Consider the following 20,926-nt stretch of genomic DNA (forward strand, 5'->3'; position numbering starts at 1 on the left):
ACACGCCGCGCTACCTCGATGCAGCGCTACAGCGCGGCCGGCACCGAGACAAGGAGACAGCGATGTTCCGTCGAGTCACGACGCGCGTTCTGTTGCTGTTGTGCGCGATGTACCTCATCACCTACGTTGACCGCGTCAACGTGAGCACGGCCGCGAGCCAGTTCGGCGCCGAGCTGGGTCTTACCCATACGCAGATCGGCTTTGTCTTTTCCGCGTTCGCGTATCCGTATCTCGTCTTCCAGATCATCGGCGGATGGCTGGGCGACCGCTTCGGGCCGCGCCGCACGCTCGCCGTGTGCGCCATCATCTGGGCCGGCGCGACGGTGCTCACGGGCCTTGCGGGCGGTTTCGTGTCGCTCGTGATCGCGCGGCTGCTGCTGGGTCTGGGCGAAGGCGCCACGTTCCCCACCGCCACGCGCGCCATGTCGAACTGGACCACGCCCGAGCGGCGCGGCTTCGCGCAGGGCATCACGCACGCGGCCTCGCGCATCGGCAACGCGGTGGCGCCGCCGCTCATCACGTGGCTCATGCTTGCCACGTCGTGGCGCGGCTCGTTCGTGGTGACGGGCATCATCAGCTTCCTGTGGGCACTCGTGTGGATCTGGTATTTCCGCGACGACCCGCGCGAGCACCCGCGCATCAGCAACGTCGAAAGCGACCGCCTGCCCGCCTACAGCGGCTTCAAGGAACGCAAGCCGGTGCCCTGGCGCGCGCTGGTGGGCCGCATGGCGCCCGTCACGCTCGTGTACTTCTGCTACGGCTGGGTGCTGTGGCTCTTCCTCGGCTGGATTCCGCAGTACTTCCTGCACAACTATCACCTGCAACTGGGCAAGTCCGCGCTCTTCGCGTCGGGCGTGTTCTTCGCGGGCGTGCTGGGCGACTGGCTGGGCGGCGAAGTGACCGACAAGATTCTCAAGCGCACCGGCCGGCCGCGCCTTGCGCGTAGCGCAATGGTGGCCCTCTGCATGTTCGCGACGCTGCTCTCGCTCATGCCCATCATGCTGGTGCCGAACATGTCCATCACGCTGGCGGCGGCGTGCCTGAGTCTCGGCTTCTTCTTCAACGAGATGACCATCGGACCGATGTGGGCCGTGCCGATGGACATCGCGCCGAAGCACGCGGGCACCGCGAGCGGCGTGATGAACACGGGCTCCGCGCTCGCCGCCATCATCAGCCCCGTGGTGGGCGGCTGGATGATCGACGTGACGGGCAACTGGAATCTGCCGTTCATTGCGTCGATGGCGCTCATGGCGGCGGGCATCGTGCTCTCCATCGCCATGCGCCCGGACCGCCGCCTCGACGAGCAGACCGACGAGACGATCAAACCGGCGGCCGGACTCGTCTGATGGCCGGACGCGCAACGGCACAGGAGACGCCATGAACGAAGCAGGCATTGTGGTCCAGCGTGATGGTTTCATCGCGACCGTCACGATCAACCGGCCGCACAAGTTGAACGCGATGACGAAGACGCTGTGGCGCGAGCTGGGCGACACCATCGACGCGTTGTCCGCCGAAGAAAGCCTGCGCTGCATCGTGCTGCGCGGCGCGGGCGAGAAGGCGTTTTCGCCGGGCAACGATATCGGCGAATTCGCCACGGATCGCGCGAACGTGGAGCAGGCGCGCGAGTACGGCGCGCTGATGCATCGCACGCTCGATGCGTTCGAGCGCTGCCGCCATCCGCTCGTCGCGATGATTCACGGCATCTGCGTGGGCGGCGGGCTGGAGATTGCATCGATGTGCGACCTGCGCATCTGCGGCGAGTCGAGCCGTTTCGGCGTGCCCATCAAGAACCTCGGGCTCGTGATGGCGCACGCGGAACTCGCGGGGCTCGTGAAGCTGGCGGGGCCGGCCGTGGCGCTCGAAATCCTGCTGGAAGGGCGCATTTTCGGCGCACAGGAAGCCTTGCAGAAGGGGCTCGTCACGCGTGTGGTCGCGGATGCCGACGTTACCGATGAAGCCTGGGCGTGCGCCACGCGCATCGCTGAAGGTGCGCCGCTCGTCGCGCGCTGGCACAAGCAGCTCGTGCGTCGCGTGATGAATCCGGCGCCGCTCACGGCCGCCGAGCGCGACGAAGGCTTCGCATGCTTCGGCACCGAGGACTTCCGCATCGGCTATCAGGCGTTTCTCGCGAAGACGAAGCCGGCATTCACGGGTCAATGAGGCAGAAGAGGTCGATGCCGCAAACGAGGCAAACGAGGGGACACGAAATGGCACAAAAAGCAGGCCCGCTGGCCGGCATGCGCGTGATCGAACTCGCGCACATCATGTCGGGCCCTGTGTGCGGCATGATGCTCGCCGACATGGGCGCGGACGTGATCAAGGTAGAGAAGGTGCCGGGCGGCGACGACTCGCGCCGCTTCGCGCCCATCATGGCGCACGGCGAGTCGGCGTCGTTCATGATCGTCAACCGCAACAAGCGCGGCATTGCGCTGAACCTGAAGACGGCGGGCGGGCGCGAGGTGCTGCAACGGCTGCTCGCGGGCGCGGACGTGGTGACCGAGAACTATCGCAAGGGCACCATGGAAAAGCTCGGCATGGGCTACGACGTGTTGAAGGCGATGAACCCGGGGCTCATCTATTGCGCGATTTCGGGCTACGGGCGCAGCGGGCCGCTGGCCGACAAGGCGGGCTTCGACCTCATCGCGCAGGGCATGAGCGGGCTCATGAGCATGACGGGCGAGCCGGGCCAGGCGCCCATCAAGGCGGGCTCGCCCGTTACTGACATCAACGCGGGCATTCTCGCGGCGCTCGGCATCTGCGCCGCGTATGCCGAGAAGCAGCGCACGGGCCGCGGCCAGATGGTGGACACGTCGCTCTTCGAAGCGGGCTTGCAGCAGATGTACTGGGCCTTCGCCAACTACTTCGCGGACGGCACCGTGCTGCCCAAGCTGGGTTCGGCCAATCCGACGAGCGCGCCGTATCAGGCGTTTCGCACGCTGGACGGCTGGATCAACGTGGGCGCCGCGAACCAGAGCAACTACGAGCGCCTGGTGGACGTGCTCGGCATGTCGCAACTGGCGAGCGATGCGCGCTTCAGCACGAACGCGGCGCGCATGGCCAATCGCGCGGCGCTCGTTGAAGTGCTGGGCGCGCGGCTCGCGCAGAAGACCACGGCCGAGTGGCTCGACGAATTCGATGCCATCGGCCTGCCCTGCGGACCGGTGCTCGACGTGCCGCAGGTCGCCACGCATGAGCAGACCCTGGCGCGCGGGATGGTGGTGGAGTCCGACCATCCGCTTGCGGGACGCACGCGCGGCATCGGGTTGCCCATCCACTTTTCGGCGGGCGACGAGCCGGATGGCGCGAAGGAGAAGCAGGAGCCGATGCCGCGCTCGCGTCCCGCGCCGCTCTATGGCGAGCACACGCGCGCCGTGCTGCGCGAGTATGGGTTCGACGACGAGCGTATCGATGCACTCGTCACGGAGGGCGCGGTGCTGGCGCACGATGCCCAGCGTGCGGCTGTATGAATCGCCGTCGCGTTTGGGTGGTCGAGTGTGTAGCGAAGATTCGATCCGCGACAGCGAAGGCCGCGCACGCACCGTGCCGGCTCATCGTGCGCAGGCGAGAGGTGGTGCTCTACGCCTATCGGGCGGTTTGAGCGCGTTCTGAGCACCCTTGCCGACTAATATGCAGACTCTCGCGCATCGTCCGGTGCGCGCTTTCCTTGTTACCGATCGAATCGGCCATTGCGATGAGTCTGCTGCTGCGTCTTCTGATGACCTTGTTGTTCTCGGCGCGTCGAGGCCCGCTGAACGTGCTGGACACCTGCGTCACGCCGTTTCGCGTGTGGCTCAACGACCTCGATGTGCTGAGGCACATGACCAACAGCCGTTACTTCGCGATTCTCGACCTGGCGCGCGTGGACCTGATGATCCGCAGCGGACTCCTGAAACGGCTCGATGCGCGCGGCTGGTATCCGGTGGTCACGCTCGAAACGCTGCGCTTTCATCGTTCGCTCGAACTGGGCGACCGCTACGAGGTGGCGACGCGCGTGATCGGCTGGGACGAGAAAAGCATCTTCCTCGAACAGGGCTTCGTGCGCGACGGCGTGCAGGTGGCGCTCGGCGTCGTGCGTACGCGCTTTCTCAAGCGTAGCGGCGGCACGGTTTCCACGGCGGAGTTGATGGAGCTGGCCGGCATCGCGCAGCCGTCGCCGCCCTTGCCGGATTGGGTCCGGCAATGGAGCGCGGCGGAGGGCGGGATGGCGGTGAACCAGGCCGCGGAGCGTGAGAGCAAAGAGGATGAGGCCGCGCTCAAGGACGGCTGATCCCGATTTCCGATACCACGGGATGCTTGCCGCACTGATTTCGCACGCTCGCCTTCACGACGGAAACGCGCGCTCCACCGCGCCCAGCGCACGGCGAATCAACTGGTGTTCGCGCGGCCCGAGTGATTCGGTGTGAAGCCGCTGCAATTCGCGCAAGACGATTGCCACTCGACGGGCGAGATGCACGGAGGTCCCCGGAAGAGGCCATACGTGCATGAGATAAGCGAGCGGCACCACATGCCGGGTTTCACACCAGTGGTCGAACAGCGCGGCGCAGCAGTCCTCGATTTCGCTCAATACCGCGGCTTCGTCGTGTGCAAGAGGCTCGGTCCCGGCCGGCTGCGGCATGGGTCTGTCGACTTCGCGCAGGAATCGCGTCGCACGCTTGAACGGATAGATTTCCGACATGACTGGAACCGCCAGGTGACAGGGAGTGGACGACGCGCTCGCCACCCCGCGATGGCGGCCGACCGATGATCGTCGCGCGACGGGGTGTCTTGCCGGGGAATTCGTCGCGCATCATAAATTTCTTCCGCTGGCAGGCGCGCGACCTGGCCGATTGAAACCATAACTCGGCGGTTTCTCGCCAACGTCGCTGCATGGCGACGCGCAGCGTGACGCTATCCGCCAACATCGTGGCGCGATCGGTCAGTCTTGTTCGTCTCGTGAAACGCCTGTTTATGATGTGCCGCAATCGATGCAGGAAACTGCGCAATGGCGGGCACACAGACAGTGCCCGTTGTTGCCTTGAACCTGCACCTTCATTGAACGGCTCGACAGCGGCGAGCGATGGCGGGTACTGGCATGCTGAGTGCGTTGGTCAATCAGGCGTTGCGGCGCGTTCGTCCCGGCAAGGCGCTCGCGCCCGATCTGGGCGCGCTGGACATGCTGCTCTTTCTCGCGGAGCAGTGCGCCAATCTGATGCGCGGCACGGTGCTTTCGTTGCGCTCGCGTCGCGCTTCACCGTGCTTCGTCGGCCGACGCGTGAGATTGAGGTTTGCGCGCAAGATCGAGATAGGGCGTTATGCGGTGATCGGTGACGGCGCCATTCTCAGCGGCTTGGGGCGCGACGGATTGCACATCGGCGCACGCGCGAACATCGGCGCGTATACGCGGCTCGTGGTGGGCACCGATCTGGCGCGGCCCGGCGCGCGCATCGTGATCGGCGAAGGCTGCGGCATCGGCGAGTTTTCGAGCGTGGGCGGGTCGGGCGGCGTCACGATCGGTCGCAACACCATCATCGGGCAATACTTCAGCGCGCACCCGGAAAACCATAATTTCGCGGACCCGACGCGGCCTATTCGCGAACAGGGCACGACGCGCAAGCCCATCTCTATTGGCGAGGACTGCTGGTTCGGCGCGCGTGTGACGGTGCTGGGCGGCGTCACGATCGGGCGGGGTTGCGTGATTGCCGCGGGCGCCGTGGTGACGCGCGACGTGCCGCCGTATTCGATCGTGGCGGGCATCCCGGGGCGCGTGGTGGGCACGAGGCACGGAGCACAAACGCATGCATGCGCTTGACCTCTTCGTCGTACTGTATCGGCGCAATCCTGAGGCATCCGAAACACTTTCGACGCTCAGCCGGATCGACTTCGCGCAGTTGGGCATCGACGTCGAAGTTCATATCTGGGACAACGCACGCCAGCAACCGGCGCCGCCCGCTCCGGGCTTTCTGCCTTTCCCCTGGCGCTATGGGTCGTCACCGGAAAACGAGTCGCTCGCGAAGGTCTACAACATGCTGGTGCGCCAATCGAGCCGTCCATACGTGGTCATATTCGATCAGGATTCGAGCGTCGATACGGCGTTCTTTCGCGCGCTGACGACGAGCATCGACGCGGACAAAGCCGAGGTCTTCACGCCGCTCATCCAGCACGGCAACACGACCATCAGCCCGGGCTGCCTCAAGTGGATCAAAGGAGCGGCGCTCGCGCGCGTGCGCGACCGGGCGATCTTGCCGCGCAATTTCACCGCGATGATGAGCGGCATGTGCATCAGCCGCGCGTTGCTCACGCGCATGGGACCGCGGCCATTCGACGAGCGGCTGCGGCTCTACGGTGTCGATACGCGCTTTTGCCGCGACATCGCCCGCCTCGGCTCGCGGGCGTGGCTCACGGGGGCACGGCTCGTGCACGACTCCGCCTTGCGCAGTACCACGGACCCGGACGCGGTGTTGCAGCGTCAGATCTGGCTCTGGCAATCGTGGGTCCACGTTTTCGACCGCAACCTGCTGGAGAAGCTCGCCATTCGCGGCTACGTGGTGTGGAAGGCATGGCGCGTGTCGGCGCAAGCGCACGCGCGAGGCCGATTCCTCCAGGTCGTGGCGGAGGTGTTCCGTTGAAGAAGTCGCTAGCCATCGTCATGGTGCACCAGGGTGCGGAGTTGTACGGTTCGGATCGCAGCTTCCTTTCCGCGCTGCGTGCGCTGCGCGAGCATCACCCCGATGCTTCCATCGACGTGGTGCTGCCCGAGCCGGGGCCTATCGTCGATCACGTTGCGCGATACGCGAGTCGAATCCTGTACGACGAGAACGGCGTGCTGCGCAAGAAGAAGCTCAAGGCACGGCCGCTCGGTACGCTGGCGAACATGGTGCGCGCGTGGCGCCGCTATTGCCGGCTGTTCGAACGCTACGACGTCTGCTATGTGAACACCGTGGTCTGCGTCGCGGCCATTGCGGCCTTGCGCTCGCACCGTGGCGGAACTTACGTGCACGTGCGGGAAATACCGTCGCGCTTTGCGTTGCGAGTGTTCAGGGTGTTGCTGCGCTTTTCGCGCGCGGCATTGATCTACAACTCGAACGCCACCGCGGCGGCGTTCGGTATGCCCGGCACGGTGATCCACAACGGCGTCGAGGTGAGCGCCGATAGCGCGCCTGTGTCGGCGCGTGGCGGGCGGCCGTTGCGGCTTGCCGTGATCGGACGCATCAATCCGTGGAAAGGCCAGCAGTTCGTGGTGGATGCATTGCGCACGCTGGGCCGTGCGTTGCCGCTGGAGTTGCGCATTGTCGGCGACGTGTTTCCCGGGTACGAAGTGGTGCTCGATCAATTGCGCGACACCGCGCGCGCGTGCGCGCAGAGCGTCGAGATACGCGGCTTCACGAACGATCCCGCCCAGCACTACGCCTGGGCTGATTACGCGCTGGTGCCGTCCGTGTTACCGGAACCTTTCGGGCGCGTGGCGATCGAGAGTTTTGCCAGCGGCCGCCCCGTCATCGCAGCGGCCACGGGCGGCCTCACGGAAATCGTGACGCACGGCGAGACGGGCTTTCTGTTCGAGCCCAACAATGCACAGGCTTTGCTGCGCGTGCTCGATCATGCAGTCGCGCTTCCGGACGACGACCATGCGCGTCTCGCGAACGCGGCGCGTGCGTGCTACGTGAACCGGTTCAAGGTGGAGACCTATATGCGCGCCATCGCGCAGACGGTGCAGGCGCCGCACGACGCCGCAGCGACCACCTCCGCCGCGCGCGATGCCATTGCGCTTCAGCGCGAATCCCGCTGACGCAACAGCGCCCGCCATGAAAATCACCTTCGTTCTGCCGCGTCTCATGCCTCGCCCCACCGGCGGCGGCAAGATCGTCTATCAATATGCGAATGCGCTTGCCGAAGCCGGACACGAGATAGAAGTCCTGCATCCCCGCACGCTCTTTCTGTGGCGCTTCCGGCATACGCCCGCCGCGCGGCTGCGTTCGTTCGCTGCCGATTGCGCGAAGCTGATCGGCTGGGGCGCGCCGGGACGTCGTGCGTACGTGCCGTGGATGACGATGCATCCGCGCGTGAAGATCACTGTCGTGCCGGCGTTGTATGCGCGCCATGTGCCGCAGGCGGATGCGATCGTGGCGACGCTGTGGCGCACCGCCGAATACGTGGAGCGTCTGCCCGCAACCAAGGGCGAGAAGTTCTATTTCATTCAGCATCACGAAACGTGGGCCGGCCCTGAGGCGCGCGTCAATCGCACGCTGCAATCGCGCATGAAGAAGATCGTGATCTCGGGATGGCTCAAGGACCTTGTGCGCGATCTGTCCGGCGATACGGCCTGGCAGGTGCCCAATCCCGTCGATCATGCGGAATTCTTCGTCACCTGCGCGCCGGGGCAGCGCGAGCGCACGGTGAGCATGCTCTATTCGCCGCACGCGTGGAAAGGCGCGGCGGAAGGCGTGGCCGCACTCGAGCTGGCGAAGGCGTCGTTCCCCGATCTGAAAGCAGTGCTCTTCGGCACGGCCGCGCGGCCCGATTTTCTGCCTGCGTGGATCTCGTACGTGCAGAATCCCGCGCGGCCCGTGCTGCGCGAGACCGTCTACAACGCGTCGTCCATCTATCTGTGTCCGAGCTGGAGCGAGGGCTGGGGGCTGCCGGCGCTGGAGGCCATGGCATGCGGATGCGCCGTGGTCACAGCGGATAACGGCGGCACACGCGACTTCGTCATCGACGGGCAGAACGGTATCGTCGTGCCGCCGAAGTCGGCGCAACCGCTCGCTGACGCGCTCATTGCGCTGCTGGGCGACGATGCAAGGCGTACCGCCTACGCTGACCGTTCGGTGCGCCTTGCTCAGCAATTCACGCTTCAAGCCTCGGTCGAAAGACTCGTCGATGCGCTCTCGCACCGTTCGCCGGCAGTCGCGTCATGAAGGCAGGTGATCGTGGTGGCGCGGGCGCAGGACGTCTGCGTAAGACGTGGTCGACATACGTGCCTTACGCGCTCGGAATCGGCGGCAACGCGGGGCTCAACATCGTGCTGCTCTCGCTGCTCACGCGCCGGCTGGAACCCTCGCTCTATGGCGGCTACACGGTGGCGATCACGGCGATCGTGCTCGCGAGTTCCGTGGCGGGGCAGTGGTTGCAGCAGGCCACGGGGCGCTATCTGGCGGGCGCGAGCCGACGCGCGGCGAGCTATGCGAAGGCCGCCGTGTTGCGCGGCGCGGGCGCGATTCTCGCCGTGCTCGCTGCGCTCTACGTGCTCGCGCGCGTGGCGGAATGGTTCGATGGTCGCGCCGGCGCGCTGTGGTCCATCTGCGTGATCGCGATTGCGGCCCAGACGCTCTTCACGCTGGTCGGCACGGCCTTGCAGTCGGAGCAGCGCGCGTGGCCTTATGCGATCCAGCAGGCCTGCGCGAGTGCATTGAAGATCGCGTTTTCGCTGCTCGTATGCCGCTTATGGCAGAACGACGTCGGCGCGCTGCTGCTCGCCGTGGCGGCCGCACAATGCCTCGGCGCAGCGTTCGGCATGTTGCGTGCGGGTCTTTTCGCGAGCGACGTGCGCGACAAGCTGCTTTCGCGTCGCACGCGCATGGTTTTTCACAAGCTGCGCATCTACGGCGGCGCGATGACGCTGTGGTTCATCTTCATGAACCTCGCCATGTATTGCGACCGGCTGCTCGTTCGCGCGCTCGCCGGACCGGAAATGGCGGGCCTGTACGGCGCGGCGTCGACGCTCGTGGTGGGCTCGGTGAATCTCGTCATGGCGCCCATTTTGGCGGCCGCCTGGCCGCAACTGATGGGCGCGTGGAACGCCAGAAACGAGCAGGCGGCGGCGCGGCAGCTGGGCGATCTGCTCACATGGTTGCTGTGCGCGGGCGCGGTTCTGGTCGCGCTCGTCGATGCCGTCGCGGTGCCGGCCACGCGTCTTTTCCTCGGCGATAAATTCGGCGCGGCGGCCACGCTGCTGCCGTTGCTGCTCGCCTCGTCGTTCTGCTTTTCGCTGGGGCCGTTCTTTCACAAGCCGCTTGAATTCAAGGAGCGCAAGGCGGTGATGTGCACGATTGCGGCGCTCGCGCTGCTGTTGAACGGCGTGTTGAGCTTTGTGCTGACGCCGCGTTTCGGCGGCGTCGGCGCGGGCTGCGCGGCGCTCGCCGCAGGGGCATCGTATTGCGCGGTGAGCGGGCTCATCGGACGCAGCATCGTGCCCTGGCGCATCCGCTTCGACTGGCTCGCCGCGGTTGCCGTCTTGGCCATGCTCGCCGCTTGGGCGACGCACCAGGTGGCGGGAGTGTGGCGCGATGCCGGTAAATTCTGGGCGCTGGTTGCGGCAAGCGGTGTTTTTGCGGTGCTATTCGCGATTGCGGTGGCCGCTGTGTGGGCGATGAGCCGGGCGCGCCGCAGGTTCTACGGCGGTGCGCTGAAGAGCCGGTGACGCTCGCTTTGCCGCACGCGACGACGTGAGCTTTGCCGCGACGTTCGAGGCAGCACGCATGGAAAGCATGGAACGCGTGCCTGCCGCGAACGCCCCGCTCACTCGACTTGTGTACCTGCGTGCTCCGCGTTCAACGTCACCGCACGATCCGCTTTCGAAGGCTCTGTGCGAACGCGGGCATCGAGCACTGCCGCGCGCTGTGCCGCAGCCGCAGCCGCAGCAGTAGCCGCAACCGCGGGCGCACGAGGCGCGGCCGTGGCCGGCTGCCGGTCCGAGCGAGCATGGCGGTCCAGCAACGCCTCGTACTGCGCGAGCACGCTGTCCCAGCGAAACGCGCTGCGAAAGCGTTGTGCACTGGCAAGACCCATGGCGCTCGCCGTGGCCGGGTCGCCGATCAGCGCGGAGATGTGCATGTCGCAATCGGCCTCCGTCGCGAAGAAGCGTGCCTCGGGGCCGGCTACCCAGCGATTGAAGACGTTGTCGTGTGCAATGACGGCACAGCCCGCGCCCAGCGCCTCCACGAGAGACGGATTGGTGCCGCCCACACGATGGCCGTGCAGATAGAAGTTGGCATGGTAGCGCAGCGCGCGCACGACGTGCTGGTCGTAGATGGCGCCGGGGAACATGACTTCGTCGCTCGCGGCGTCGAGTACCGCGCGCTGATACGGATGCGCCGCATCGTACTTGCCGAGCACGACGAGGCGCGCACCGCGCGGCCGGCGCGAAAACGCGGTGACGATCTCGAGCACGGAGTTCTCGGGCTCGGGTCGCGCGATGACGAGCCCGTAGCGAACGTCTTCGAGATCGAACGCTCTGAGCGCCACCGCGCTCATGCTTTCGATAGGGTCCGCTCCGTAGGGGATCGTGGTGATCTTGCGGCGCTTCACGCGCGTGGCGAGGTGCGCGGCGATGGCGGGGTGGTCCGCAATCAGATGATTGCCGGCCCAGCATCCCGCGCGTTCGTTGAGCCAGAGCCACAGGCGCTCGTGCGGCTTCCACTTCTCGCGCCGCCATTCGAGGCCGTCCATGTTGATGATGTTCGTGATGCCGCGCCATCGCAGATACGTGCAGAACACCGCCGTGTTGTAGCCGAGCGTGAGCACGAGGCCGGGGTCGCGGCCCGCTACGTCGCGAATGGATTTCCAGTCGAACTCCATGGTGCCCACCGCGCCTGCGCGCGTGACGGGCACGATGATGCGGCGCACGCCTTGCCACACGTCTTCGCTGATGGCGCCGTCCGCCGTGTCGCTCTGGCAATAGACCGTGACCTCCCAGCCGCGTTGGGTCAGATAGAGCGCGAGACGTTCCGCGAAGGTCTCGAAGCCGCCGTGGCGCGCGGGAATGCCGCGCGTGCCCAGAATGAAAAGCTGTCTGACTGCCATGTCGTCGAATCCCGTCGTTGTGCCGCTCGTTGCCCGTCGTTGTGCGAATGGCGATGCTGCGGTGAATGAAGCGTTCAGTGCCATAGCGTATGCGAACGGAAATGGCAGATTCGGCCACCGTCTTCATCGAATCGGACAAACTGGATCGACGGCTCGCGCGTCGGCTATGCATGGCGCGAAGCCTTGATTGAAGGGCCGCTCGCGTGCCTTCGCGAACAAGCGTGCGCTGCCGGATGATGTCGGAACGCGCCAACCATATGGCCGAATCCGATCAATCGGGAACCCTAACATAGCGATCCTCTGGCCTATGTTTTTCGTGCAGTGCGGCATTCCCCCCAACCCCGAGGGCACGACATGATTCTTGTGACCGGTGGCGCCGGTTTTATCGGAGCCAACTTCGTCATCGACTGGCTGGCGCGTCACGACGAGCCTGTCGTCAACGTCGACAAGCTGACGTATGCGGGCAATTACGAAACGCTGCGGCACTTGAGCGACGACCCGCGCCACATCTTCGTGCACGCCGACATCAACGACCGCGCTGCGCTGGACGCGCTGATGCAGACGCATCGTCCGCGCGCGATCCTGCATTTCGCGGCCGAAAGCCATGTGGACCGCTCCATCGACCGGCCCGGCGACTTCATCTCGACCAACGTGGTGGGCACGGCGACGCTGCTCGAAGCAGCGCGCGCGTATTGGGAAGATCTCGCCGGCGCGCAGCGTGAAGCCTTTCGCTTCCTGCACGTATCGACCGACGAGGTCTACGGTTCGCTCGGCCCGCACGATGCCGCGTTCAGCGAGACCACACCGTACGCGCCGAACAGTCCCTACGCAGCATCGAAGGCCGGCTCCGATCATCTGGTGCGCGCGTGGCATCACACCTACGGAATGCCGACGCTCACGACGAACTGCTCGAACAACTACGGCCCGTATCAGTTTCCCGAGAAACTGATTCCGCTGATGATCCAGCGTGCCTTGCGCGGCGAGCCGTTGCCCGTGTACGGCGATGGTCTCAATGTGCGCGACTGGCTCTATGTGGGAGACCACTGCGACGCGATCCGCACCGTGCTCGCGCACGGCACGCCGGGGCAGACGTACAACGTGGGCGGCTGCAACGAGCAAACGAATGTCGATGTGGTGAACCGCATCTGCGCGCTGCTGGATGCGGCGCGTCCGCGTGCAGTGGGCAGCTATCGCGAACAGATTGCTTACGTCACGGACCGTAAGGGCCATGACCGCCGCTACGCCGTGGATGCCGCGAAGCTCGAACGCGAACTCGGCTGGCGCCCGCAGCAGACATTTGCGGGCGGACTCGCGCGCACGGTGCAGTGGTACGTGGACAACGAAGCGTGGGTCGAAGCGGTGCTTTCGGGCGAATACCGGCGCGCGTATTTTTCCAATCCATTGGTGCAGGCATAAGCCATGATCTCGAAACGTAAAGGCATCGTTCTCGCGGGCGGCTCGGGCACCCGGCTCTATCCGATCACGCAGGTCATCTCCAAGCAGATGCTGCCGGTGTACGACAAGCCGATGATCTACTACTCGCTCTCCACGCTCATGATGGCGGGCATCAACGACATTCTGCTGATCTCCACGCCTGCCGATACGCCGCGTTTTTCCGCCATGCTCGGCGACGGACATCAGTGGGGCGTGAGCATCCGTTACGCCGTGCAGCCGTCGCCGGACGGACTTGCGCAGGCGTTCGTGATTGGGCGCGACTTCATCGACAACCGTCCTTCGGCGTTGATTCTCGGCGACAACATTTTTTACGGCGCCGATCTCGGCACGCATCTGCGCGCCGCGGACAGGCGCGATGCCGGCGCCACCGTGTTCGGGTACCACGTTCACGATCCGCAGCGTTATGGCGTGGTGGAATTCGACGCGGCGGGCCGTGTGCTCTCGATCGAAGAGAAGCCCGCCAAACCGCGCTCGAACTACGCGGTCACGGGGCTTTACTTCTACGACAGCGACGTGTGCGACATCGCGGCCAGCATTCGACCGTCCGCGCGCGGCGAACTGGAAATCACGGACGTCAACCGCTGTTACCTTGCACGCGGCGACCTGCGGCTCGAAACATTGAGCCGCGGCTTCGCGTGGTTCGACACGGGCACGCATCAGTCGTTGATCGATGCAGGCATGTTCATCGCCACGGTGCAGCAGCGCCAGGCGCTGCTCGTCTCCAGTCCCGAGGAAATCGCATTCCGGCAGGGCTGGATCGACGCGGAGCAACTGAATCGTCTTGCCGAACCGTTGCGCAAGACGGCCTACGGCCACTACCTGAGCTCGTTGCTGGGCGCCGTCGCGTCATGACCATTACCGTACGGCCCACGGCCATTCCCGAGGTCAAGCTCGTGGAGCCCGCTGCGTTCGGCGACGCACGTGGCCTCTTTTTCGAGAGCTTCAATCTGCGCGAGTTCGAGGACAAGGTGGCCGCGGGGTTCCACTTCGTGCAGGACAACCATTCGGTTTCGTCGCGCAACGTGGTGCGTGGTTTGCACTACCAGGTGGTGCGTCCGCAGGGCAAGCTCGTGCGTGTCGTGGCGGGCGAGGTGTTCGACGTGGCCGTCGATTTGCGCCGCACGTCGCCCACCTTCGGGCAATGGACAGGCGTGCGCCTTTCGGCCGAAAACCGTCTTCAGCTGTGGATCCCGCCCGGTTTCGCACACGGCTTCGCCGTGCTTTCAGAACGCGCGGAGTTTCTCTACAAGACCACGGACTTCTGGTGCCCCGAGCACGAGCGCACGTTGGTGTGGAACGACCCGTCGCTCGGCATCGAGTGGGGCCTCGATGGCGAGCCCGTGATTGCCGCGAAAGACGCGGCAGGCGCGACGCTCGAAAACGCAGAAATCTATTGATCGGCGCCGGCAGGTCTGCACGCGTCAGGCCACGAATGAGAAGGATACCGAATTGATTGAGCAAAGCATGGTGCGTCGTGTTTCGAACCGGATTTCCAGCGGCCGTCCGCATGTTGCGTTGAAGACGGCGTGGGCGTGGCTGGCAACGGCCGCGCTGGGCGGCTGCGCCCTGGCGCCGGGGCCGTACATGGGCGTGAGCCCGCGCGAAGACACGACGGTGCAGGCCAACGGGCAGACGGAACCCGCCGAGATCGTTCAGAACGGCATCACGTTCCGGTTGCATGCGCTCGACGGCAAGCTCATCGCGCAACTGGCTGCGCAGGCGGCGCTCACGCCGCCGAAAGACGCCGCGCTGCCGCGCGTCGCTTCTTCGCCTTATCGCGTGCGCAGCGGCGACGTGCTGCGCGTGATCGTCTGGGACCATCCGGAACTCAACAATCCGGGCTTCTCGTCGGTGAACAACTCGATCGTGTCGGTGGGCGCGACGCAGAGCACCGCGTTGCCGGCCGCGACGACGGGCGGCAACCTCGATCCGAACGGCCGCGTCGTGCAGGCCGACGGCACGATCTATTACCCGTACATCGGTCAGGTGAAGGTGGCGGGGGAGACCATCGAGGCGATTCGCCGCAATCTGTTCGCACGTCTCGACAAGTCGGTTGCGAAGCCGCAGGTCGATGTGTCGATAGCGTCTTACCGCAGCCAGAAGATTTACGTGTCGGGCGCCGTGCGCGCGCCGGGCACCATCGCGCTCATGGATACGCCCGAGACCGTTTCGGACGCCATCTCGGGGGCCGGAGGCTACAGCGAGGGCGCCGACCTTTCCGGCGCCACGCTCAATCGCGGCGGCAAGGTCTATCCGCTCGATCTCTACGCGTTCTTCTACGGCGGCGACGTGTCGCAGAACGTGGTGCTGCAGGACGGCGACGTGATCAACGTGCCCGAGCGCCGGCTCAAAAAGGTCTTCGTGCTGGGCGAGGTCAACAAGCCGGTCTCGCAGGTCATGCCCGTCGGACCTTTTTCGTTATCCGAAGCACTTTCCGATGCAGGCGGCCTCAACGGCACGTCGGCGAATGCCTCTCAGGTTTACGTGTTCCGGCAAGGGGCGGAGCACACCGTCGACGTGTTCCATCTCGATGCGAGTTCGCCTGGCATGCTCGTGCTGGGCGATCGCTTCGAGCTGCAACCGCGGGACGTCGTGTTCGTCGACGCGGCACACGTCACGCGTTTTTATCGTGTCGTCGCGCAGGTGCTGCCATTCGCGAGTTCGCTCTACCTCGGCGCCCAGGCCTTCAAATGATGCGGCGACCGTTGAAGCTGCTGCTCGTCTGCCACGCGAACGTGTGCCGCAGTCCGATGGCCGAACGCGTGTTTCGTCACGTGCTGAACGACGTGATGGAAGCTGAGGTGAGTTCAGCGGGGCTTGCGGCAATGAGCGGTTCGCCCATTCATCCGCTCGCGCGCGAGGTGCTGGGCGCGCGCGGATACGACCGTCCCGGCGACACCAACGCGATGCGGCTCGTGAAGCCCATGCTGGATTGGGCCGACGTGGTGCTCACGATGGAAAGCGGCCAACGGCTGGAGATTATTCGCCGGTTCCCGCTCGCGGCGCTCAACGTGTGGACGCTCGGACACTGGATCGATCGCGAGATCGACGATCCGGTGGGCGGAGACCGGGCCCGCTTCGAGTCGTCGCTCGATCTCATCGAACAGTGTGCGAGGAGTTGGCTACCCGTGCTCACCCAGCAACCTACCCTTTGATCCGACAATGGACATGAAGTCAGAATCGACACTGCCCAACATGCTGGTGAATGGCGCGGCCCCCGGCCAGACCGACGACGACGTCAGCCTGTTGACGCTCTGGCACAACGTGCAGAGCCACCGGCGCCTGTTTTGGGGCGTGGCCGCGGGCGTCGTTGCGCTGGCGGTGGCCTATCTGATTGTCGCGGCGCCGGTCTACAAGGCCGATGCCCTGATCCAGGTCGACGAGCAACAGGGCTCGGCGCTCGGCGCGCTGTCCGACGTGGCGAGCGCGCTGAGTCTCAATAAGCCGATCGACGGCGAACTCGACATCCTCTCTTCGCGCGCGGTGCTGGAGCCCGCCATCGACGCGACGCAGGCGCGCACCACCATCTTCGTGGCGAACCGCGTGCCGCTGCTGGGGCGCCTGTATGGCCGCTACAAGACGCCGCCGAACGGACTGGCCGACGCACCGCTGGGGCTGACGGGTTTCGCGTGGGGCGGCGAGCGTCTGGTGGTTGCGGCATTCGATACGCCGCGCGTGCTCTACGGCGAGAAATTTCGCTTGCGCGTGCAGCCCGGCAACCGCTGGACGCTAGAAGACCCGGACGGCGCGATCGTGGCAAGCGGCGGCCTGCACGAGCGCGTGAAATTCGTAGTGCAGACCGACTTCGGCCCTGCGCCCGGCGTGATCGAAATTCGCGAATTGCGCGGGCGGCCGGGCACGTCGTTCAAACTCGTGGAAGCGTCGCTGCAGGACACCATCGAAGCCATGCGCAAACGCATGACGGTGCAGGAGACCACGAAGGGCTCTTCGATGATCCAGCTTTCGGTGAAGAACAGCGATCCGGCGCTTGCCGCCGCGTTTGCCAACGAAGTGGCGCACGCTTATGTGGCGCTCAACATCAAGCATCGCGCGGAACAGTCGCGCCTGAGTCTCGAATTTCTGAACCGCAAGCTGCCGGCATTTCGCGACGAACTGGCGCAATCCGAAGACCGGCTCAACGCGTTCCGCATTCGCACCAAGACGATCGACATCGAACAGCAGACCGAGGCCTTGCTCACGCGCGCGGTGGACCTGACCAAGCAGAAGACGCTCATCGACCTGAACCTGCAGGCCACGCGCGAGCAGTTCCGACCGGGCCATCCCGCTGTGCAGACGCTCGAGGCGCAGGACGCGGCGCTGCAAAGCGCGCTGCACGACGTGGAGAAGCAGGTGCAGGCGCTGCCCTCCACGCAGCAGGACTACCTGCGCCTCGCGCGCAACGTTGCGGTGGATACGCAGCTCTATACCGCGCTCGTCGCGAACGCGCAGCAACTCGAGGTGGCGGAGGCCGGCACCACCGGCAACGTGTCCGTCATCGATTTCGCCGTGCGGCCCGACTCCGCCGCGTGGCCGCGCGTGCCGCTCGTGCTCGCGGGCGGCGTGCTGGGCGGCTTGTTCCTCGCGTTCGTCGTTACGCAGGCCGTGGCCGCGCTGCACGATGCGTTGCGCAGTCCGCTCGATGTCGAGCGCGTGGGCCAAGCGCCCATCTTCGCCGTCGTGCCGGTCAGCACGGCCGAACAGCAGGTAGCGAAGCTGCGCCGCGGCGCTGCGGACCGCGCCCGTCAGGAAACCGCGTTGCTGGCGAGCCGGAGCCCATCCGACCCGAGCATCGAAGCGCTGCGCTCGCTGCGCGCGGCATTGCGCTTTTCGATGGTGGGCAAAGCGGGCGGCTCGATCCTCTTCACCGGCCCGACCGAGGGCGTGGGCAAGACGTTCGTGGCGCTCAACTTCGCGTATGTGCTGGCGCTCAAGGGGCTGCGCGTGCTGATCGTCGACGCGGACCTGCGGCGTGCGGGCGCACGACGGTACTTCGCGATGGAACGCGCGTACGCGGGATTCGCGAATGTGCTGTCGGGCGACGCGACACTCGACGAGGCCGTCATTCCAACGGACTTGCGTGGCCTCGACCTGCTGCCGGCCGGCAGCGCGTTGCCGCCGAACCCGGGCGAACTGCTCGAACGTCCGGCGTTTGCCGCCATGCTCAAGGACGCCGCCACGCGCTACGACTATGTGGTCGTCGATTCGCCGCCCGTGCTGCCCGTGAGCGACGCCATCACGCTAGCCCAGGCGTGTGATGCAACCTTCGTCGTCTCACGCGCGGAAACGACGAACCGCCACCAGCTGGCCGAGACCATGACGCGGCTCAACCAGTCGGGCGTGCGCGTGACGGGCCAGGTGTTCAACGGCGTGCAAACGACGCGCTATGGCTACGGTTACGGATACGGCTATCGGTATCAGGCGCAAGCTTGAGGGGGGCGTACCCATGCTCGTCGATGGACGACGTGTGGGTGTGCTTCATCGCATGAGCGTGACGCGACAAGTTGGGTCCTGGACGCCCTGCACGTTGTGCGGCCTTTTATGCGGTTCTTGTCGACGGGTCGGGCGTTCCAGTGCGGAGCGCTCTTTTTGTTGGGACAGCTCATCATGATTTGCTCGGCACGCCCTTGGCAGCGCGGCTTTATGCCATTCGTCGCCGTCGCGCTGCTCGCTTCGCCCACCGCCGGGGCGCAGATGATCGGCGATGCGTTTCGTTCGCCGCTGACGTCGTCGCTGCTGCAAACAAGCCAGCAGCGCGACCGGTATCGCCTGCACCGTTCGAGCGATCCGTACATCGCGTTGATCGAGCAGAGTTCGCCGGATGCTTATCTGCGCCGTCTACAGGCGAGTAGCGATCCCTATTCGGTGGCGAGGTCGGCCGCCGCTTTGACTACCCCGGCACCGTCGCCGCGCGCCGGTATGCGCGAGGGCGTTGCTGGAGATCCGCTGGGAATTGGTCAGGTAGCGGCAGCGGCCGGCGTGCCGGCGGGCGTGATGCCTACCGTGATGCCTGCCGTGAGCGGATTTAAGGTTGGCGCGCCGAATGCCGCGGCGTTAGGCCGGTCGATCAGCGTGGTGCCTGGTGCGGGCAGGCTCGGCATGCCGGGGATGGCCGCCGGCGTGTCTGGGGCGGGGTGCGCGGGGTCGCTTGCGGGGATGGGCGTGGCGGGTGGGGCGTGTCGATAGCGGTGGGGCGCCGCACAACCGCATAAGGGTGAGTTGAACGACTGATGTTGTTCGCTCAGGCAGCGCATCGAATGGCCAGCTTCACCACCGTTATCCATTCGTCGTCACTTGGGCAAACCAAAATCGTGGTCGGGCCTCGCAGCGTTGTTCGTATTCACGAGAGGACGCGCCAGGTAGCGCGGAAATTCCCTGGCGGTAACGCGATCTCCTATTCCTTCGGCGATAAACATCAACACGACGACGATCAGGAAAAACTGCATCGTTTCCAGCACGCCAGTCGAGATCACGAAAACGATATAGCCCGCCGTCATGCCGTAGACGACGGCTCTGGCAGATCGGTTCGCAAGCCGCCTGGCGGTCGCGAAGATCTTCGCGAACACGGCGGAGAACGCGATCAATCCAAATGTGCCCATGTCGATTGCCCATTGAAATATCGCGCTTTCCGCACCATAGAAGTCGGGGTACGCGCCGGAGCTGAGAATGGAGCGCGTCATGGAAACGCCACCACCAAAAAAAGGTGCGTCGGAAAAGAATCGATAGGCGATGAGTGCCTGCCCGATGCGCATCTCGAGAGAACTTCCCGTCTGACTGGCGGTGTCGGTTTGACTGAATACCGAGAGCGCGAAGTTCATCACCTTTTCGATGTATTGAAGTCCGACCACGCTCGCCAATGCGCAGATCACGACGCCGACCTGAACCACGACGACCTTGTCGCGGGTGCGCGCAAACGTAATGAAAGTCAACATGGAGAACAACACGAAGACCAGCGGCGTGCGCGAACTCGTCGCGACGATTCCGACGAGCAGTATGAGTTGCCCACATACGTACCAGAGTAATCGCGAGGTGGATCGATTGGCTCGCAGCAGAAAGATGCCAACCAGAAAAGTGATGGCTTGAAACGCGCCGAACGTGATGGCATTGGACATCGTGCCGACAGCGCGGGCGCCCCGCACGGAGCCGCTGTAATCGGCTGCCTGCACGCGTCCGGTGGGTGTCGTGAGCTTGATGTAATCGAAGAACGGATTGAAGTGCGTGAGGAACGCTACGACTCCGTAAAGGGATACGATGAGCCCGGCAATGTAGACCAGTTTGAGTGTGCGTTCCGCCTGTGCCGGCGAGTCGCAAAACCGCCAGATCAGATAGCACGGGAAGAATATCTCGGAGAAGAGCATGAACGTCGTAACGGCATCCGAGGACCAGGTTGCCGGATTGGCCGCCAACGATCCAAAGTACGACAGGCCCAAAAGCGTGAATGCTGTTCGCAGTGGAAAACGGGAATTCTTGATCGTGAAATTGCAGGCCATCACATACAAAGCGAAGCACGCGATCATGAACAAGACGATGGCCCGGTTCACTGAAAGATAAGGCAGGCTGGAGACATCGACCAGTCCGAAGCCTTTGGGCGTGATGAAACAGAGAATCGGAAAGAGCAGGGCCATTTTTCGCTGGCGTAATAGCGCGAGCGACAGGCACCAGACAGCAATGAGATAGTTCATCGGGAAAGAGGTCGTTC

At 65.0% G+C, this 20,926-nt stretch carries 19 protein-coding genes; 16 read left to right on the plus strand and 3 right to left on the minus strand.

What is annotated here, in order from left to right; all coding sequences use genetic code 11:
- Positions 1-62 precede the first annotated feature (62 nt).
- From U0042_RS21995 to U0042_RS22010, 4 genes are all read left to right on the plus strand, one after another.
- Positions 63-1,346 (plus strand): MFS transporter, encoded by a 1,284-nt coding sequence (locus tag U0042_RS21995; RefSeq protein ID WP_114809143.1) that lies wholly within the window; start codon positions 63-65, stop codon positions 1,344-1,346.
- Between the two features lie 31 nt (positions 1,347-1,377).
- Positions 1,378-2,160, plus strand: a complete 783-nt coding sequence (locus tag U0042_RS22000; RefSeq protein WP_114809142.1) for an enoyl-CoA hydratase/isomerase family protein — start codon at positions 1,378-1,380, stop codon at positions 2,158-2,160.
- Between the two features lie 47 nt (positions 2,161-2,207).
- The gene (locus U0042_RS22005) at positions 2,208-3,467 is read left to right on the plus strand and encodes a CaiB/BaiF CoA transferase family protein (RefSeq protein WP_114809141.1); all 1,260 of its coding nucleotides are present in this window, start codon (positions 2,208-2,210) and stop codon (positions 3,465-3,467) included.
- A 197-nt stretch (positions 3,468-3,664) separates the two neighbouring features.
- Positions 3,665-4,267, plus strand: a complete 603-nt coding sequence (locus U0042_RS22010; RefSeq protein ID WP_232833221.1) for a thioesterase family protein — start codon at positions 3,665-3,667, stop codon at positions 4,265-4,267.
- Between the two features lie 54 nt (positions 4,268-4,321).
- Here the strand turns inward: U0042_RS22010 and U0042_RS22015 are convergent, their stop codons facing one another.
- Positions 4,322-4,675: a hypothetical protein gene (locus tag U0042_RS22015; protein ID WP_114809139.1), complete on the minus strand. Its 354-nt coding sequence runs from the start codon at positions 4,673-4,675 to the stop codon at positions 4,322-4,324.
- A 396-nt stretch (positions 4,676-5,071) separates the two neighbouring features.
- Here U0042_RS22015 and U0042_RS22020 point away from each other — a divergent pair, with 396 nt between their 5' ends.
- Genes U0042_RS22020 through U0042_RS22040 form a run of 5 tightly spaced genes read left to right on the plus strand, consistent with a single transcriptional unit; the run spans position 5,072 to position 10,393 of the window.
- Positions 5,072-5,788 (plus strand): acyltransferase, encoded by a 717-nt coding sequence (locus U0042_RS22020; RefSeq protein WP_157977778.1) that lies wholly within the window; start codon positions 5,072-5,074, stop codon positions 5,786-5,788.
- Positions 5,775-6,605 carry a glycosyltransferase gene (locus U0042_RS22025; protein ID WP_114809137.1) on the plus strand — a complete coding sequence of 277 codons (831 nt, stop codon included), beginning with the start codon at positions 5,775-5,777 and terminating at the stop codon, positions 6,603-6,605. Before U0042_RS22020 ends, U0042_RS22025 begins: the two co-directional genes overlap by 14 nt.
- Positions 6,602-7,765, plus strand: a complete 1,164-nt coding sequence (locus U0042_RS22030) for a glycosyltransferase (RefSeq protein ID WP_157977777.1) — start codon at positions 6,602-6,604, stop codon at positions 7,763-7,765. The genes U0042_RS22025 and U0042_RS22030 overlap by 4 nt, the downstream gene beginning before the upstream one ends.
- Before the next feature lie 16 nt (positions 7,766-7,781).
- Entirely contained in the window at positions 7,782-8,891 is a 1,110-nt protein-coding gene (locus tag U0042_RS22035) for a glycosyltransferase family 4 protein (protein ID WP_157977776.1), read from the plus strand.
- Complete coding sequence (locus U0042_RS22040; RefSeq protein WP_114809134.1) at positions 8,888-10,393, plus strand: lipopolysaccharide biosynthesis protein; 1,506 nt, start codon at positions 8,888-8,890, stop codon at positions 10,391-10,393. Before U0042_RS22035 ends, U0042_RS22040 begins: the two co-directional genes overlap by 4 nt.
- Before the next feature lie 98 nt (positions 10,394-10,491).
- On the opposite strand, the gene U0042_RS22045 is transcribed toward U0042_RS22040, so the two are convergent.
- Entirely contained in the window at positions 10,492-11,775 is a 1,284-nt protein-coding gene (locus tag U0042_RS22045; protein WP_114809133.1) for a DUF1972 domain-containing protein, read from the minus strand.
- A 354-nt stretch (positions 11,776-12,129) separates the two neighbouring features.
- On the opposite strand from U0042_RS22045, the gene rfbB reads away from it, so the two are divergent.
- The 7 genes from rfbB (at position 12,130) to U0042_RS22080 (ending at position 19,413) form a co-directional block, all read left to right on the plus strand.
- Positions 12,130-13,191, plus strand: coding sequence for a dTDP-glucose 4,6-dehydratase (gene rfbB, locus U0042_RS22050; protein WP_114809132.1), 1,062 nt, complete (start codon positions 12,130-12,132; stop codon positions 13,189-13,191).
- A 3-nt stretch (positions 13,192-13,194) separates the two neighbouring features.
- On the plus strand, positions 13,195-14,082 hold the full coding sequence (gene rfbA / locus U0042_RS22055) for a glucose-1-phosphate thymidylyltransferase RfbA (RefSeq protein WP_114809131.1): 888 nt from the start codon (positions 13,195-13,197) through the stop codon (positions 14,080-14,082).
- Positions 14,079-14,627 (plus strand): dTDP-4-dehydrorhamnose 3,5-epimerase, encoded by a 549-nt coding sequence (gene rfbC, locus U0042_RS22060; protein ID WP_114809130.1) that lies wholly within the window; start codon positions 14,079-14,081, stop codon positions 14,625-14,627. The genes rfbA and rfbC overlap by 4 nt, the downstream gene beginning before the upstream one ends.
- A 67-nt stretch (positions 14,628-14,694) precedes the next feature.
- On the plus strand, positions 14,695-15,924 hold the full coding sequence (locus tag U0042_RS22065; protein WP_114809129.1) for a polysaccharide biosynthesis/export family protein: 1,230 nt from the start codon (positions 14,695-14,697) through the stop codon (positions 15,922-15,924).
- Positions 15,921-16,385: a low molecular weight phosphotyrosine protein phosphatase gene (locus tag U0042_RS22070; RefSeq protein WP_114809128.1), complete on the plus strand. Its 465-nt coding sequence runs from the start codon at positions 15,921-15,923 to the stop codon at positions 16,383-16,385. The genes U0042_RS22065 and U0042_RS22070 overlap by 4 nt, the downstream gene beginning before the upstream one ends.
- 13 nt (positions 16,386-16,398) lie before the next feature.
- On the plus strand, positions 16,399-18,660 hold the full coding sequence (locus U0042_RS22075) for a polysaccharide biosynthesis tyrosine autokinase (protein WP_198665215.1): 2,262 nt from the start codon (positions 16,399-16,401) through the stop codon (positions 18,658-18,660).
- Positions 18,661-18,819: 159 nt separating this feature from the next.
- Positions 18,820-19,413, plus strand: coding sequence for a hypothetical protein (locus U0042_RS22080; RefSeq protein ID WP_157977775.1), 594 nt, complete (start codon positions 18,820-18,822; stop codon positions 19,411-19,413).
- A gap of 104 nt (positions 19,414-19,517) precedes the next feature.
- On the opposite strand, the gene U0042_RS22085 is transcribed toward U0042_RS22080, so the two are convergent.
- The gene (locus U0042_RS22085) at positions 19,518-20,909 is read right to left on the minus strand and encodes an O-antigen ligase family protein (protein WP_114809125.1); all 1,392 of its coding nucleotides are present in this window, start codon (positions 20,907-20,909) and stop codon (positions 19,518-19,520) included.
- Between the last annotated feature and the right edge of the window lie 17 nt (positions 20,910-20,926).

Origin of the sequence: Paraburkholderia kururiensis (genome assembly GCF_034424375.1) — a bacterium.
Lineage (GTDB): Bacteria > Pseudomonadota > Gammaproteobacteria > Burkholderiales > Burkholderiaceae > Paraburkholderia > Paraburkholderia kururiensis_A.

Bases quoted from the DNA above. Each gene is read 5' to 3' on its own strand.
- U0042_RS22025 (WP_114809137.1), top strand. From the start codon at position 5,775: ATGCATGCGCTTGACCTCTTCGTCGTACTGTATCGGCGCAATCCTGAG.
- rfbB (WP_114809132.1), top strand. From the start codon at position 12,130: ATGATTCTTGTGACCGGTGGCGCCGGTTTTATCGGAGCCAACTTCGTC.
- U0042_RS22065 (WP_114809129.1), top strand. From the start codon at position 14,695: ATGGTGCGTCGTGTTTCGAACCGGATTTCCAGCGGCCGTCCGCATGTT.
- U0042_RS22045 (WP_114809133.1), bottom strand. From the start codon at position 11,775: ATGGCAGTCAGACAGCTTTTCATTCTGGGCACGCGCGGCATTCCCGCG.
- U0042_RS22015 (WP_114809139.1), bottom strand. From the start codon at position 4,675: ATGTCGGAAATCTATCCGTTCAAGCGTGCGACGCGATTCCTGCGCGAA.
- U0042_RS22085 (WP_114809125.1), bottom strand. From the start codon at position 20,909: ATGAACTATCTCATTGCTGTCTGGTGCCTGTCGCTCGCGCTATTACGC.
- U0042_RS22020 (WP_157977778.1), top strand. From the start codon at position 5,072: ATGCTGAGTGCGTTGGTCAATCAGGCGTTGCGGCGCGTTCGTCCCGGC.
- U0042_RS22040 (WP_114809134.1), top strand. From the start codon at position 8,888: ATGAAGGCAGGTGATCGTGGTGGCGCGGGCGCAGGACGTCTGCGTAAG.
- U0042_RS21995 (WP_114809143.1), top strand. From the start codon at position 63: ATGTTCCGTCGAGTCACGACGCGCGTTCTGTTGCTGTTGTGCGCGATG.
- U0042_RS22075 (WP_198665215.1), top strand. From the start codon at position 16,399: ATGAAGTCAGAATCGACACTGCCCAACATGCTGGTGAATGGCGCGGCC.
- rfbA (WP_114809131.1), top strand. From the start codon at position 13,195: ATGATCTCGAAACGTAAAGGCATCGTTCTCGCGGGCGGCTCGGGCACC.
- U0042_RS22005 (WP_114809141.1), top strand. From the start codon at position 2,208: ATGGCACAAAAAGCAGGCCCGCTGGCCGGCATGCGCGTGATCGAACTC.
- U0042_RS22035 (WP_157977776.1), top strand. From the start codon at position 7,782: ATGAAAATCACCTTCGTTCTGCCGCGTCTCATGCCTCGCCCCACCGGC.
- U0042_RS22070 (WP_114809128.1), top strand. From the start codon at position 15,921: ATGATGCGGCGACCGTTGAAGCTGCTGCTCGTCTGCCACGCGAACGTG.
- U0042_RS22000 (WP_114809142.1), top strand. From the start codon at position 1,378: ATGAACGAAGCAGGCATTGTGGTCCAGCGTGATGGTTTCATCGCGACC.
- rfbC (WP_114809130.1), top strand. From the start codon at position 14,079: ATGACCATTACCGTACGGCCCACGGCCATTCCCGAGGTCAAGCTCGTG.